Source organism: Nocardia camponoti, assembly GCF_014646135.1.
GTDB classification, from domain to species: domain Bacteria; phylum Actinomycetota; class Actinomycetes; order Mycobacteriales; family Mycobacteriaceae; genus Nocardia; species Nocardia camponoti.
The window spans coordinates 1,327,713-1,342,473 of record NZ_BMMW01000002.1 but is presented as its reverse complement, the minus strand read 5'-3'; the positions used below and the strand labels follow the sequence as shown (position 1 = coordinate 1,342,473).

General features: G+C 64.1%; 16 protein-coding genes. 10 read left to right on the top strand and 6 right to left on the bottom strand.

Annotation, left to right across the window (positions count from 1 at the left end):
* The first annotated feature begins 119 nt into the window (after positions 1-119).
* From IEX78_RS14155 to IEX78_RS14125, 7 genes are all read left to right on the top strand, one after another.
* Complete coding sequence (locus IEX78_RS14155) at positions 120-599, top strand: FHA domain-containing protein FhaB/FipA (RefSeq protein WP_188829335.1); 480 nt, start codon at positions 120-122, stop codon at positions 597-599.
* The gene (locus tag IEX78_RS14150; protein WP_188829334.1) at positions 596-2,029 is read left to right on the top strand and encodes a PP2C family protein-serine/threonine phosphatase; all 1,434 of its coding nucleotides are present in this window, start codon (positions 596-598) and stop codon (positions 2,027-2,029) included. Before IEX78_RS14155 ends, IEX78_RS14150 begins: the two co-directional genes overlap by 4 nt.
* Positions 2,029-3,504 carry an FtsW/RodA/SpoVE family cell cycle protein gene (locus tag IEX78_RS14145; RefSeq protein ID WP_188829333.1) on the top strand — a complete coding sequence of 492 codons (1,476 nt, stop codon included), beginning with the start codon at positions 2,029-2,031 and terminating at the stop codon, positions 3,502-3,504. The genes IEX78_RS14150 and IEX78_RS14145 overlap by 1 nt, the downstream gene beginning before the upstream one ends.
* A complete protein-coding gene (locus IEX78_RS14140; RefSeq protein WP_188829332.1) occupies positions 3,501-4,967 on the top strand; it encodes a peptidoglycan D,D-transpeptidase FtsI family protein in 1,467 nt (488 codons plus the stop codon). Before IEX78_RS14145 ends, IEX78_RS14140 begins: the two co-directional genes overlap by 4 nt.
* Positions 4,968-5,004: 37 nt before the next feature.
* Positions 5,005-6,525 carry a serine/threonine-protein kinase gene (locus IEX78_RS14135; RefSeq protein ID WP_188829331.1) on the top strand — a complete coding sequence of 507 codons (1,521 nt, stop codon included), beginning with the start codon at positions 5,005-5,007 and terminating at the stop codon, positions 6,523-6,525.
* Positions 6,522-8,438 (top strand): Stk1 family PASTA domain-containing Ser/Thr kinase, encoded by a 1,917-nt coding sequence (pknB, locus tag IEX78_RS14130; RefSeq protein WP_188829330.1) that lies wholly within the window; start codon positions 6,522-6,524, stop codon positions 8,436-8,438. Before IEX78_RS14135 ends, pknB begins: the two co-directional genes overlap by 4 nt.
* A 67-nt stretch (positions 8,439-8,505) precedes the next feature.
* Positions 8,506-8,925: a CBS domain-containing protein gene (locus IEX78_RS14125; protein ID WP_188829329.1), complete on the top strand. Its 420-nt coding sequence runs from the start codon at positions 8,506-8,508 to the stop codon at positions 8,923-8,925.
* Positions 8,926-8,936: 11 nt separating this feature from the next.
* On the opposite strand, the gene IEX78_RS14120 is transcribed toward IEX78_RS14125, so the two are convergent.
* The 3 genes from IEX78_RS14120 to IEX78_RS14110 form a co-directional block, all read right to left on the bottom strand.
* On the bottom strand, positions 8,937-9,410 hold the full coding sequence (locus IEX78_RS14120; RefSeq protein WP_188829328.1) for a deaminase: 474 nt from the start codon (positions 9,408-9,410) through the stop codon (positions 8,937-8,939).
* A 129-nt stretch (positions 9,411-9,539) separates the two neighbouring features.
* On the bottom strand, positions 9,540-10,247 hold the full coding sequence (locus tag IEX78_RS14115) for a RibD family protein (protein ID WP_268240904.1): 708 nt from the start codon (positions 10,245-10,247) through the stop codon (positions 9,540-9,542).
* 2 nt (positions 10,248-10,249) lie between these two features.
* A complete protein-coding gene (locus IEX78_RS14110; RefSeq protein WP_188829326.1) occupies positions 10,250-10,912 on the bottom strand; it encodes an aminodeoxychorismate/anthranilate synthase component II in 663 nt (220 codons plus the stop codon).
* Positions 10,913-10,975: 63 nt separating this feature from the next.
* Between IEX78_RS14110 and crgA the strand changes: the two genes are divergently transcribed.
* Complete coding sequence (gene crgA / locus IEX78_RS14105) at positions 10,976-11,242, top strand: cell division protein CrgA (RefSeq protein ID WP_188829325.1); 267 nt, start codon at positions 10,976-10,978, stop codon at positions 11,240-11,242.
* A gap of 85 nt (positions 11,243-11,327) precedes the next feature.
* Positions 11,328-11,798: a PH domain-containing protein gene (locus IEX78_RS14100; protein ID WP_188829324.1), complete on the top strand. Its 471-nt coding sequence runs from the start codon at positions 11,328-11,330 to the stop codon at positions 11,796-11,798.
* Here IEX78_RS14100 and IEX78_RS14095 read toward each other — a convergent pair.
* Complete coding sequence (locus IEX78_RS14095) at positions 11,791-11,958, bottom strand: hypothetical protein (RefSeq protein WP_188829323.1); 168 nt, start codon at positions 11,956-11,958, stop codon at positions 11,791-11,793. The two genes, IEX78_RS14100 and IEX78_RS14095, sit on opposite strands and share 8 nt — an antisense overlap.
* Before the next feature lie 130 nt (positions 11,959-12,088).
* On the opposite strand from IEX78_RS14095, the gene IEX78_RS14090 reads away from it, so the two are divergent.
* Positions 12,089-12,616, top strand: a complete 528-nt coding sequence (locus IEX78_RS14090) for a peptidylprolyl isomerase (RefSeq protein WP_188829322.1) — start codon at positions 12,089-12,091, stop codon at positions 12,614-12,616.
* 61 nt (positions 12,617-12,677) lie between these two features.
* Here IEX78_RS14090 and IEX78_RS14085 read toward each other — a convergent pair whose 3' ends face one another.
* On the bottom strand, positions 12,678-13,472 hold the full coding sequence (locus tag IEX78_RS14085; RefSeq protein WP_229684008.1) for an ABC transporter permease: 795 nt from the start codon (positions 13,470-13,472) through the stop codon (positions 12,678-12,680).
* Positions 13,473-13,534: 62 nt separating this feature from the next.
* Entirely contained in the window at positions 13,535-14,524 is a 990-nt protein-coding gene (locus IEX78_RS14080; RefSeq protein WP_188829320.1) for an ATP-binding cassette domain-containing protein, read from the bottom strand.
* Positions 14,525-14,761: the final 237 nt, after the last annotated feature.

Sequence of the window (14,761 nt, the reverse complement as noted above, 5' to 3'; positions counted from 1 at the left end):
ATTACACGTAGGGCTTCGACAGCCGGTTATCGTCGGAGCCCGCAAGCCAGCACGCTGGTGGGGGTGGTTCGCGCCAACCTGCCGTACCCGACTACGCCGCGAACAGGAGGTGGAAGCCAGTGCAGGGATTGATCTTGCAGTTGACCCGCGCTGGCTTTCTGCTGCTGCTCTGGCTTTTCGTCTGGGCTGTGCTACGAACCTTGCGCAGCGATATCTACGCGGCATCCGGCATTCGACCCCAACCTCGGCCCAACCGCTCTTCGCGTGCTTCGGGTCTCGGGCTCGGGTCGGTTCGCCGAGGCCAGAAGGGCGCCAAATATCTTGTGGTGACTCATGGTTCACTCGCCGGCACTCGAATCACGCTCGGCGCGCAGCCAGTTCTCATTGGCCGCGCCGACGATTCAACGCTGGTACTCACCGACGACTATGCCTCTACCAGACACGCGCGACTCTCTCAGCGTGGTGACGACTGGTATGTGGAGGACCTTGGGTCAACCAACGGCACTTATCTAGACCGCGCGAAAGTCACCACCGCCGTCCGTGTTCCGCTCGGTACTCCTGTCCGGGTCGGCAAAACAGTGATCGAGCTGCGATCGTGACACTTGTTCTGCGCTATACCGCGCGAAGCGACCGCGGACTTGTCCGGGGCAACAACGAAGATTCGGTTTACGCGGGCGCTCGCCTGCTGGCCCTAGCCGACGGAATGGGCGGCCACGCCGCTGGTGAAGTCGCGTCCCAGTTGATGATTGCCGCGCTCGCCCATCTTGACGACGACGAGCCAGGCGAGGACATCCTCGGCAAGCTTGATCGCGCGACGCATTCCGGCAACGCCGCCATCGCCGACCACGTCGAGGCCGAACCCGAACTCGACGGCATGGGCACCACGCTCACCGCGATCTTGTTCGCGGGCCGCAAGCTTGGCATGGTCCACATCGGCGACTCGCGCGCGTACCTGTTGCGCGACGGTGAACTCACCCAGATCACGCGCGACGACACGTTCGTCCAGTCGCTCGTCGACGAGGGTCGCATCACGCCGGAGCAGGCGCACACGCATCCGCAGCGGTCGCTGATCATGCGCGCGCTCACCGGCAACGAGATCGACCCGACGCTCGTGATGCGCGAAGCACGCGCTGGCGACCGCTACCTGCTGTGTTCGGATGGTCTTTCCGACGTCGTGAGCGATGAAACCATCGGCAACACGATGCGCGAAGGCAACACCGACGAGTGCGCCGACCGGCTCATCGAATTGGCGTTGCGCAGTGGTGGCCCCGACAACGTCACCGTTGTTGTCGCCGATGTGATCGACCTCGATTACGGGCAGTCGCACCCCATCGTCGCTGGTGCGGCGTCGACGGAGGAAGAGGAAGACAGCCCGCCGCCGAACACCGCGGCTGGTCGCGCTGCCGCGATGCGCCCGCCGCGCGCGCAGCCGCGTCGCGCTGCCGCTCCCCCGCCGCCGCCGGAGAGCAAGTCGCACAAGTTGCGTTGGCTTTTGCTTTCGCTCGCGCTCATCGCGGCCGTTGTTGTTGGACTTGTCATCGGCTACAAGATGATTCGCTCGAATTACTACGTTGGCGTCGACAACGACCGCGTTGTTGTGATGCGCGGCCTGCCCGGCGCGATCCTCGGCTACTCGATTCACGACGTCGAACTCACTGGCTGCGTCGACCGCACTGGTGCGCTCACGCTCATCAACGATGGCGGCTCGACCCCGACGGGGTGCAAGAAACTGCTGGTCACCGACTTGAAGTCGACCGGTCGCGAACAGGTGCAGAAGGGTCTACCGCCGGATTCGCTCGCTAAGGCACGCGAAAGCATGAACATGCTCGCGCGCAACGAGCTGCTTCCGCCGTGCCCGAAGAAGGAAGCGGTGCCGCAGCCTGGCGTGCTGCCAACTGAGCTGCCCGTGCCGACGCCCACGCCGGGCCAAGACCAGCCTGCACCGATCACCACTCCCGCACCGGTGCCGACCACTGCCCCGACCACACCCCCGCAGATCTCAGGGGAGACTTGCCGGGTGACGGACTGATGTCCGCACCACCACAACCACCGTCAGCGGGGGCTTTTCCGAGCCCGCCTGGCGGGTTCGCGCCCGCCCCGCCGCCGTCGACTCGGCGCAATCAGGAACTGGTGTTACTCGCCTTCGCGGCGGTAATCACCACGGTCGCGCTGTTTATTGTCGAAGCTTCGCAGGAACAGTCGATCACCCTCGACATCCTCAAATACGGTGCCGCGTTCCTCGCACTGTTTTTGGTGGCGCATCTCGCGGTGCGTAAGTTCGCGCCCTTCGCCGACCCACTGTTGTTGCCAATTGTGGCACTGCTCAACGGACTTGGGCTCGTGCTCATTCACCGGCTCGACCTCGCCGACGCGGAAAAAGCGGCATACAACTCTTCGCCGATTCCTTCGCCGGACGCGAACGCGCAGCTGATGTGGACCGCGCTTGGCATTGTGATGTTTGTTGGGCTGCTGCTTGTGTTGCGCGACTACCGAACACTCGCGCGCTACACCTACACGCTCGGCCTGGTTGGCCTTGTCGCCCTTGCCATTCCAGCGCTGCTGCCTGGGCAGTTTTCCGAGGTCAACGGTGCCAAGATCTGGATCAGGTTACCCGGATTCAGTGTGCAGCCAGGCGAATTCGCCAAGATCTTGCTGATCATTTTCTTCGCTGGCGTGCTTGTCGCTAAGCGTGACTTGTTCACCGCCGCAGGCAAGCACTTCCTCGGGATGGAGTGGCCGCGACCGCGCGATATGGGCCCCGTGCTCATCGTGTGGGTGGTCTGCATCGCGGTCCTTGTGCTCGAAAAGGATTTGGGCACTTCACTTTTGATCTTCGGCACCGTGCTCGTGATGATCTACATCGCGACCGAGCGCGTTGGCTGGTTGCTCATCGGTGGCGGTCTACTCGCGCTTGGTTTCGTCTTCGCGTATCAGCTGTTTGGGCATGTGCGCGTGCGCGTCGACACCTGGCTGCACCCGTTCGACGACTACAACAACACCGGCTACCAGATTTCGCAGTCGCTCTTCGGGTTCGCGACCGGTGGGCTCGCTGGTACCGGTTTGGGCTCGGGTCGACCGCAGACGGTCCCCTTCGCCAAAACCGACTTCATCGTCACCACTATCGGCGAAGAACTCGGCCTCATCGGCCTCGCCGCCGTACTCATGCTGTTCTTGATCTTCATCGTGCGTGGCCTTCGCACCGCGATCGCCGTGCGCGACAGCTTCGGCAAACTGCTTGCCGCAGGCCTCGCGTTCACCATCGCGATTCAGGTTTTCGTCGTCGTCGGCGGTGTCACGAAACTGATCCCGCTCACCGGTTTGACCACGCCGTTCATGTCTTACGGCGGCTCGTCGCTGCTCGCCAACTACGCACTGCTCGGTCTGCTGATGAAGATTTCCGACGCCGCCCGCGCGCCAGCGCCCGCTCGCAAGCGCGGTCCCGCGCCCATCGCGGAGGCGCCGACTGAGATGTTCCGCAGGTCAGAAAGCAGGGCGAGCGAATGAACAAACCGCTACGTCGCGTCGCGATCGCCGTCATGGTGATGGTTGTCGCCCTGCTCGCGAACGCGACTTACCTCCAGGTCGGCAAAGCCGACGAACTGCGTGCCGACCCGCGCAATTCGCGTGTGCTGCTTGACGAGTATTCGCGTCAGCGCGGCCAGATTTCGGCAGGCGGAACTGTGGCCGCCAACTCGGTCGCCACCGACGATCGCTACAAGTACCTGCGCGTTTACCCGACGATGCCGCCCGCGTACGCGCCGGTGACCGGCTTTTATTCGATGCAGTACGGCAAGACCGGGCTTGAACTCGCCGAGGACCCGCTGCTTTCGGGGAACGACTCAAGTCTGTTCGGCCGCAGGCTCATTGACATGTTCGCCGGTCGCGATCCGCGCGGCGCGAACGTGCTCACCACGATCAACCCGGCGATGCAGCAGGTCGCCTACGAGCAGATGACGTCGAAGGGTTACACCGGTTCGGTTGTCGCGATCGAGCCGAGCACCGGCAAGATCCTCACGATGGTGTCGACGCCGAGTTTCGACCCGAACGAACTGTCGGGCCACGATGGTGCGTCGGGTCGCGCGGCGTGGGAGCGCTTGAGTTCCGATCCCGCGCAGCCGATGCTCAATCGCGCTGTCTCCCAGACCTATCCGCCCGGATCAACGTTCAAAACCGTCGTCACCGCAGCCGCGCTCGAAGGCGGGACAACGCCCGACGACCGCTTCACCGCCGCGCCCAACATCACGTTGCCCGGCACGTCGACGACGTTGGAGAACTACAACGGCAGCACGTGCGGCGGCGAACCGACAGCCACGCTGTATGAAGCGTTCCGTCGCTCGTGCAACACCGCGTTCGTCGAGTTGGCCAACAAGGTCGGCGCGAGCAAGCTCAAAGACCAGGCCGCCGCGTTCGGGTTCGGCCAGGCCGACCAGACCGTGCCGATTCCGGTCGCCGAGTCGACGGTCGGTCCGATCCCCGACGCTGCCGCGCTCGGTCAGTCCGGCATCGGTCAGCGCGACGTCGCGGTCACGCCGCTTGAGGTCGCGGTCATCGCGGCAACCATCGCCAACGGTGGCACTCGGATGCGGCCGTACCTCGTGGATTCGATTCAGGCGCCTGATCTTTCGGAGCTGGCCAAGACCAACCCGGTCTCGGTGGGCCAGGCGGTGAGCAAACAGGTAGCGTCAACGTTGCAAAACTTGATGGTCGCCTCCGAAGCCAACACGGCGGGAGGTGGCAGGTCGCGCTACCAGATCGCGTCCAAAACCGGAACCGCCGAACACGGAAGCAATCCGCGTAACACCCCGCCACACGCCTGGTATATGGCCTTCGCGCCCGCGCAAAACCCGAAGATCGCCATCGCGGTGATCGTCGAGAACGGCGGCGACCGAGCGCTTGCCGCTACCGGCGGTTCGGTGGCGGCACCGATCGCCAGGGCTGTGCTCGACGCGGGCTTGGCAGGGGGCTGAACGAAATGAGTGTGCGAGTGACAACACGGGGGCCCCGATGCTGAACAACGGTGCCATGATCGCCGATCGATACCGCCTGCAGCGACTGATCGCTACCGGCGGTATGGGTCAGGTGTGGGAAGCGATGGACACGCGACTCGATCGTCGTGTCGCGGTGAAGGTGCTCAAGACCGAGTTCTCCGCCGATCCAACGTTCCGGCAGCGGTTTCGGGTCGAGGCGCGAACTACCGCGCAGCTCAACCACTCCGGTATCGCTGGCATTTACGACTACGGCGAGACCACCGACCCGTCCGGTGGCGAAACCGCTTATCTGGTCATGGAATTGGTCGCCGGTGAGCCGCTGAACGCGGTGCTGAACCGGATGGGTCGACTCTCGGTCGTCCAGGGTCTCGACATGCTTGAGCAGACTGGTCGCGCGCTGGAAGTCGCGCATGCGGCGGGTGTTGTGCACCGCGACGTGAAGCCGGGCAACATCCTCGTCACGCCGACCGGTCAGGTGAAGATCACCGACTTCGGTATCGCCAAAGCTGTCGACGCGTCACCGGTAACCAAGACCGGCATGGTCATGGGCACCGCGCAGTACATCGCGCCTGAGCAGGCTGTTGGCGAAGACGCGACCGCGGCGAGCGACGTGTACTCGCTCGGCATCGTCGGTTACGAGGCGCTCGCTGGCGTCCGACCGTTCACTGGCGAAGGCGCGATCACCGTCGCGATGAAGCACGTGCGCGACGCCCCGCCGCCGCTGCCTGCCGATTTGCCGCCCAACGTGCACGAACTCATCGCGATCACGATGGCGAAAGACCCGTCGCAGCGGTACGCGAGCGGTGGCGAATTCGCCGACGCGGTCGCTGCCGTGCGGGCAGGTCACATGCCTCCGCCGCCGCTGTCGGCTGGGGCGAACCCGTCGATGACCGGCGCGACGCGCATCCTGCCGCCTTCGGTGCTGCCCGCTGGCGACTACGAGGGCGCGACCATGCGCTTCGGTCAGCAGCAGCCGCCCCCGCTCACCCCGCCCCCAGGCGGTTACGGCGGCCCGCCAACGCACGCCGCCCCGCCCGCTGCGGTTGGTGGTAACGGTGGCGACAGCAACCAGAAATGGTGGCTGATCGCGCTCGGTGTTGGCGCGCTGTTGCTTGGTGGCGGCGTGTTTTGGCTGATCTGGGGCACCGAACCCAACCGCGACTCGGGCACAACCCCGACGACAACGACGGTGCAGACAACGCGACCGGCACCGACGACCACGTTCGCGCCGCCGATCGTTCCGCCGAGCGAGGCACCTGTCACGACAACGCAGGCACCGCGCCCGACGACGACTACCCCGCCGCCGACAACAACGACGGTCGAGCCGACGACGACGGTGCCCCCGACAACAACGGCAGCGCCGACGACAACGGCTAAGCCAACAACAACGAAGCCGGTGCCAACGACAAGCGCGAACAACGGATCCCCGACAACCACCCGCAAGCCGCCGACGCTCGACTTTCCGTTCCCCAACAGCGATGGGCTGTTCAGTCCACAGGACTCGACGACTCAGCCAGCAGTCGAAGGAAGCCGATGACGACCCCGAAGAACCTCTCGTCCCGCTACGAGCTGGGCGAGATCATCGGGTTCGGCGGCATGTCGGAGGTCCATAAGGCCCGCGACCTGCGACTTTCGCGTGATGTCGCGATCAAGGTGCTGCGGGCCGACCTCGCGCGCGACCCAACGTTCTACCTGCGGTTTAAGCGCGAAGCGCAGAACGCGGCGGCGTTGAATCACCCGGCGATCGTCGCGGTGTACGACACCGGCGAAGCCACGGTCGACAACGGTCCGCTGCCCTACATCGTCATGGAATACGTCGAGGGCGACACCCTGCGCGACATCGTGCGCAGCAAGGGTCCGATCCCGCCCCGCAAGGCGATGGAGATCATCGCCGACGTGTGCGCCGCGCTCGACTTCAGCCACAAGGCTGGCATCGTTCACCGCGATGTGAAGCCCGCCAACGTCATGATCAACCGCGCTGGCGCGGTGAAGGTGATGGACTTCGGCATCGCGCGCGCCATCGCCGATGCCGCGAATCCGATGACGCAGACGTCGGCCGTGATCGGCACCGCGCAGTACCTCTCCCCCGAGCAGGCGCGCGGTGAAACGGTCGACGCTCGGTCGGATGTGTACTCGCTCGGCTGCGTGCTCTTTGAAGTCCTCACTGGTCAGCCACCGTTTATTGGCGATTCGCCGCTCGCTGTGGCCTACCAGCACGTCAAGGAAGACCCGCCGCTGCCGTCGACGGTGAACCCGAACGTGCCGCGTGAACTCGACTCGGTGATCCTCAAGGCGATGGCCAAGAACCCGGCCAACCGCTACCAAACCGCCGCGGAAATGCGCGCTGACCTCATTCGGGTGCTCGGTGGGCAGAAGCCGATCGCGCCGGTGGTGATGTCGCCCGACGAGGCGCCAGACGTTAATTACGACTCTGACGACGACTATTACGACTCCGACGGTTATCCACAGCCGCACTACTACGGCGACGGCAACACGGGCCAGCAGCCCGCCATCGACGGGGGCGGTTCGCGGCGAACCGGGTATATCGCGGCGGGCGTCGTTTGCACTGTCGCGGTGGTTTTCGGGCTGTTCTGGGTGCTGGTCGGGCCCGGCAGCAAGCCCGACCAGATCGCCGTGCCTGACGTGTCAGGCAAGGCGGCCCAGATCGCGCAGGACACGCTCACCAAGGCCGGCTTCCACGTCGCTGTCCAGCAAAAACCCGACGGCAAGGTGGCCGTTGGGAATGTGATCGCGACTCAGCCGCTTGGCGGTTCACGCATCGACGAAGGCGCGACCGTCACGGTGCAGGTATCGACCGGTCCGTCGCAGGTGCAGGTACCTCGGTTGACGGGCCTTTCGCAGGCCGAAGCTGAGCAAAAGCTCAACTCGATCGGGCTGCGACTCGACCCGAACGTGGCGCGCAAGTCGTCGAGCATTGCCGAAACCGACAAGGTCACGGGCCAAGAGCCAGCAGCGGGCGCGCGTATCGACGCCGACCAGGCTGTCGTTTTGACGCTCGGTGGCGGCCCGGAACAGGTGCGAGTGCCGACGGTTGTCGGCCAGGACATCTCGGTTGCTCAGCCCAATCTTGTCGACTCGGCTGGCTTCAAAGTTGTTGTGCAAGAAGTGAAGTCGTCACTGCCGAAGGGTCAGGTCATCTCGACGAGCCCGGCCGGCGGGACCACCGCGGAGAAGGGTTCGACGATCACCGTGCAGGTGTCGGCGGGCGACCGGATTACGCTGCCCGACCTGTCGGGGCTCACGCCGTCGCAGGCGCAAGAGCAGTTGCGAGCGCTCGGGTGGACCGGCCAGCTCACGCAGACCACCGTCATCACGCTTGACGGCTCAACCTCCGGCAAGGTCGTCGGGCAGAGTCCATCGCCCGGTTCGTCGGTGCTGTTGAGCGGAAACGTGGTTTTGCAGGTCGGAGCGTCGCTCGGCCCGCGCTGAGTTTGGCTCTGTCTCGATTGAGCGGCGAACCCGCTAGCTGCGGGTTCGCTGGGCGCACAATATCGGGATGACCCAGGCCAAAGACATCATGAAGCCCGGCACCCATTGGATCGCCCGGGGCGACACCGTGGCGACCGCGGCCACCGTCATGGCCGACATGGGCGTTGGTTCGCTCGTTGTCGCCGATGAGAACGACCGCATGTGCGGCATCATCACCGACCGCGACATCGTCGTGAAGTGCGTCGCGCTCGGACTCGATCCGGCCGAAACATTGGCGGCTGAACTGTGCGAATGCACACCGCGCTGGGTCGACGCCGACGCTGACGTCGAAGAAGTGCTTGACGAGATGGAAGGGCATCGGGTCAAACGGATGCCGGTGATCAAAGACAAACGGCTCGTCGGGATGATCAGCGAAGCCGATTTGGCTCGCCATCTCGACGACAATCAGCTTGGGGAATTTGTGACCGCGATCTATGGGCGGCCCTAGCTGTTGGTTTGCTAATTCAGGTTCAGGTGGCGGTTGGGTGCCATCGCCTGCTCGGCGAGGTCGGGGAGTTCGCGCACGTCGACGCCCGCTTCGCGCAAGTTATCCACACCCGCGCACGCCGCGACGAACAGGCTTGGTTCGCGCCACGCGATGACCACGTTCGGAATGCCCGCTGCGAGGATTCGTTCGGCGCAGGGTTGGTGGTCTTTGCTCGCGCGCGTTGAGCATGGTTCGAGGGTGCTGTAGATCGTCGCGCGGGTCAGTCGCGGGTCGGCCGGGTCGAGTTTGTTGAGCGCGGCTTCTTCGGCGTGCAGTTTTTCGTCGTTGCCCTCGCGCGAGAAACCGGTTGCGATTTCTTCGCCGTCAACGACGATCACCGCGCCGACCGAGTAGGCCGTTTCGCTTGGCGGGCACTGGCGTGCGAGGTCGATCGCCCTGTGCATAAACGCTTCATCAGTGCTGTTGGTTGGGCTGTTTGTACCCATGCGCTCCCTTTGTGACTAGCAAGTTATCCACAACCTGGGGAAGATGTGGAGTGAGTCATATTCACCTCGTCGCAAAACCTGTGCATCGATTGTGAATAGACTTGTTTTCGCAGGTCAGACCCTGTGCAATTAGCTGTCTATGGGACTTGATTTGGGGTGTTGGCGATCGCTGACCCGGTAGTTAAGCACAGCGATATCCCCAAGTTTGTCCACACCCTTGAGCTCCATACGGTGTTGTGGACCACCGGGGAAATCAGAGTTATCCACAAAGCGCGGCGCTGCCGAATCACCGACCAGAATCGGGGCGATGGCGAGCTTCAATTCGTCAGCGAGACCGGCGGAAAGGAAGCCGGTGTGGATACCGGTGCCGCCTTCGACCATCAGTTCGCGAATCCCGCGTGCGCCTAGGTCGTCGAGGACTGCCGCGAGCGAGAGATCGGTGAGCGCGACGATCTCGACTTCGGCAAAATCACCGCCGAATCGCATCCGCAGTTCCGCAGCCCCCCGCGCGCCGGTGTAGACCAGCTTCTTTCCGCCCGTGTGCCAAAACCGCAGCGTCGGGTCCAACTCACCCGACTCCGTGACCGTCACCTTCACCGGGTACTCCGGCTCGCCGCGCGCAACCCGCGCGGCGCGACGGTCGGCATCGTTGACGAGCAACCGCGGATTGTCGGTGCGCAAGGTGCGCGCGCCGATCAGGATCGCGTCCGAAGCGGCACGCAAACCGTCGACACGGTCAAAGTCGGCCGCGTTCGACAGCAACAGTCGCTCAGGTGACGCGTCGTCGATGTAGCCGTCGATGCTCATCGCGACCGACAATGTGACCCACGGCCGCACGCTCACTGGGTGACCAGTGCGGCGACCTCGGCTTCCAACGCGCAAACGAGACCTTCGGCAGGGCGTTTGCCGCACACCTCAAGCCAGTTCGCGAGCATCCGGTGTCCGCCCTGGGTGAGCACCGATTCGGGGTGGAATTGCACGCCGTGAATGGGCAGGTCGCGGTGACGCATCGCCATCACGATGCCGCTTTCGGTGTGTCCGACCTCGACGAGTTCGTCGGGCATCGTCTCGGGAACGACGGTGAGCGAATGGTAGCGCGTCGCGGTGAACGGGTCAGGCAGGCCGGCGAGCACGCCCGCGCCCACATGGAACACCGAACTGGTCTTGCCGTGCAGCAGCTCGGGCGCCTTGGCGACGGTCGCGCCGAACGCTTCGCCGATGGCCTGGTGCCCAAGGCACACGCCAAGCAGTGGGGTGCCGTGCTTGGCTGCGGCGTGGACAAGCGGAATGCTCGCGCCAGCGCGGTCGGGGCTGCCAGGGCCGGGGCTCACGAGGACGCCGTCGAAGCGACCGCCTTCGTCGCCTTCGGTGAGCAGAGCGTCAAGATCGCTAAGCCGCGCGTCGTCATTGCGCCAGACAACCGCTTCGGCACCAAGTTGGCCCAGGTACTGCACCAGGTTGAACACGAAGCTGTCGTAGTTGTCGACGACCAATACACGCATGCGTCGAGGGTACGTGAGTTGCGATAGCCTAGGGCTTACCTGTACGCCGAATACGAGGACGTCATGCCCAAGTCCAAGGTCCGCAAGAAGGCCGATTCAACCCCAAGCCCCGCCAGCCGCACCCCGGTGAAGGTGAAGGCGCTCGGGCCGTCGCCGGTCTGGTACGTCGCGATCATGCTGGGTTTCATGCTCGCTGGCCTCGTGTGGCTGATTGTCTACTACCTCGCCGCCGAGCACATCAGCTGGATGAGCGACCTCAACGCATGGAACTTCCTGATCGGTTTCGGCCTGATGGTCGTTGGCCTGATCATGACCATGCGGTGGCGGTAACCCCGCGAATTACACCGTTGTCATTCATCCACACCCTGTGGATGAACCTGTGGACAACTTTGACACCGATAGGGGCAAAAGCGGCATGAGCGCAGGTCAGACGGCGCAACCGTTGTCGTGGTCGACGAAGCCTTCCGCCCTTATCGCACTGTCGATTGGCGGCGTCGTTCTCGTTGTCGCCGCCTTTTTCGCCACCGACGGGCCATCGCGCCTGCTCATTGGACTGGCCGCGATCGCGGTGGTTGGCATGGCGATTGTTGGGTTTCGGCAGCGTCCGCGCCTTACCGTTGTGCCAGGCAAGCCACCGAGCCTCATCGTTGGCACGTTCTCCGGACCGAAGACCTATCCGCTCGATCAGATCGAACGGATAGCGATCCCGTCGTATCGCCGCATCGGTCGGCGCACGGCCATGTTGGAAATCGACGTGCGCGATGGCGACAACGAACGCCTGCTGATTTTCGGTCGCTGGGACCTTGGCGCGAACCCGAACGATGTTTACGACGCCCTGGTCGTGAACGGGTTCGCCTCGGTTGCCAGGACGACTGGGGCTAGCTGAGGGAACCGCTGCCGTTGGTCTCGCTGCCACCTCGGTAGCCGAGACGCGGCGGTTCGAGAGCGGGCTCGGGAAGTTGGGGACGCTTGCTGCGGGCGAACGCGGCGACAGCGGCAGCACCCGCGACGGCGAGCGTGGCGATCAGTGGGTTACGAAGCTTCATGCCAACCACTTTGGCACACCCGTGCGCCCGCCGCCTTCGACGCCCGACCCTAGTCCGGGTGCCGTTTTGCCCGAAACACGCGGGCGCTGAGCGGGCGGTGAACACGGCGCGTCGTGGCACCATAACTCGCGTGACCTCACCCAATCAGACCTCCGTAGCGACGCTGCACACGAACCACGGCGACATCAAGATCGCGCTCTTCGGCAATCACGCACCCAAGACCGTGCGCAATTTCGTCGGGCTCGCCGAGGGAACCGCACCGTACACCACGCCCAACGCGGGCGGCACGGAATCGGGTCCGTTCTATGACGGTGCCGTGTTCCACCGGGTGATCCCAGGCTTCATGATCCAGGGCGGTGACCCAACCGGCACCGGCCGTGGCGGCCCGGGCTTCGAGTTCGGCGACGAGTTCCATCCCGAACTACGTTTCGACCGCGGCTACCTACTCGCGATGGCGAACGCGGGACCTGGCACCAACGGCTCGCAGTTCTTCGTGACGGTGGGCGCGCAGCCGCACTTGAACCGCAAGCACACGATCTTCGGCGAGGTCGTCGACCCCGATTCGCGCAAGGTTGTCGACGCGATCGCCGAAACCAAGACCGACCGCAACGACCGACCGGTCGAGCCCGTCGTGATTTCCAGCATCACCGTGGACTAATCGCAAGGTTTCACGTGAAGCATTGGCCGTCCCTCGACTCCCGAGGGACGGCCAAGCTGTTTTAGCGCGAGACCGCCTTCTTGTACTGCAACTGCGCTAGCGGCACGAAGATCACCAGGATCACCACGATCCACAGCAACGTGGCCACCTCAGGATGCTGCAACGGCCACGCCGACGGCACCGGCATCAGTGGGTCGGTATTGCCGAACAAATCGCGAGTTGCCTGCGTAAGCGCCGACACCGGATTCCATTCCGCGAAAACCCGCAGCGGCGTAGGCAAACCCTGCAACGGCACGAACGTGTTCGCGAGGAAGGTGAGCGGGAAAATCACCATGAAGCTGGCGTTGTTGAACACCTCAGGCGCGCGAACAAGCAGGCCGACAACGGCCATGATCCACGAAACCGCGTACGCGAAAAGCAGCAAAAGCACGTAGGCGAGCACCGCGTCGAGCACCGAAGAGTGGATCCGCCAACCGACGAGCAAGCCCGTCAGCGACATCACAACGAGGCTAACGACGTTGATCACTACGTCGGAAAGCGTGCGCCCGAACAGCACCGCCGACGGTGCCATCGGCAGCGAACGGAACCGGTCGATGATGCCCTTCTGCATATCTTCGGCCAGGCCAGCACCGGTAAAGGTGGCACCGAAAACCACGGTTTGGGCGAAGATGCCTGCCATCAGGAACTCGCGATAACCGCCGGACATGCCGGGAATCTCGATGGCCGAACCGAAGACGTACGCGAAAAGCAGCACGAACATGACCGGTGACGCCGTGGAAAAGATGAGCACGTCGGGCACGCGCTTGATCTTGGTGACGTTGCGCTTGGCGATGGTGAGGCTGTCGCTGACCACCATGCCGAGCCGTTGGCCGATGCCTAGTTTCTCGATGGGCGCGAAGCCGTCGAACCCGGTTGTTGTCATCGATCCGTCCCCTTCTTGTCGAGCGCGGCCGCACCGTTGACCAGTTCTTCGGCCTCGTGCCCAGTGAGGGTGAGGAACACGTCATCGAGCGAAGGCCGACGCAACGCGACGTCGTTGACGCCGATCTTGTGCGCGGTGAGCTTGCCGATGGCGGTGACCAGGTCGGTTGAGCCGTCGGACACGGGAACGGTGATGCGACGCAAGCCCTGTTCCACGTGAATCTCGCCGTCGGCGACGCTGGCGAGGATCTCGCGCGCACTGGTGAGCTCGTCGTTGGACGCGACGGTGAGTTCGATGCGGTCGCCACCGACGAGGGTCTTGAGTTCGTCGGCGGTGCCGCGCGCGATGACCTTGCCTCGGTCGATGACCGCGATGGAATCGGCGAGCCGGTCGGCCTCGTCCATGTACTGCGTGGTGAGCAGCAATGTTGTTCCGCCAGCGACTAATTCGTCGATAACGTCCCAAAGATCAAGGCGCGCACGGGGATCCAGGCCAGTAGTCGGCTCGTCGAGGAAGAGCACCGGCGGATTCGCGACAAGCGCTCCCGCGAGGTCGAGCCTGCGCCGCATACCGCCGGAGTACCCCTTAACCGGCCGGTCGGCGGCATCGGTGAGCCGGAACCGGTCAAGCAGTTCGCGCGCCCGTTCCTTGGCCCGCGCGGTGCCAAGGTGGTAGAGCCTGCCGACCATCTCCAGGTTCTCGAACCCAGTGAGGTATTCGTCGACGGCCGCGTATTGGCCGGACGCGCCGATGCGCGAACGTAGCGCTTGTGGATTGCGCATGACGTCGATGCCAGCGACGGTGGCGTGGCCTTCGTCGGGAACGAGCAGGGTGGTTAGTACGCGAACGGTCGTGGTCTTGCCAGCGCCGTTCGGCCCAAGCAATGCGGTGACGGTGCCCTCAGGCACGGTGAGATCGAGCCCGTCTAGGGCGGTGAGCCGCCCGTACCGCTTGACCAGACCCTCGGCAACGATTGCGTCGGGCATGATTCTCCTCACCTCGTAGGTACGCCCAGTATTGCCCCACCCACCGACAAGTTTCATCCGAGATTTTGGCGGGAGCAAGGTTGGCGGATCGTCAAGGCGAACAGGGCCGTTCACGACATGCCCATACCTACGCGACACGCGACGAATCGGACTGATTTCGTGCGCATTTGCGCGAAGTCACAATCGCGCCGCTTCACGCATCAGGGAGTTTCACGAATGGGCTATCTCACGAAAAGC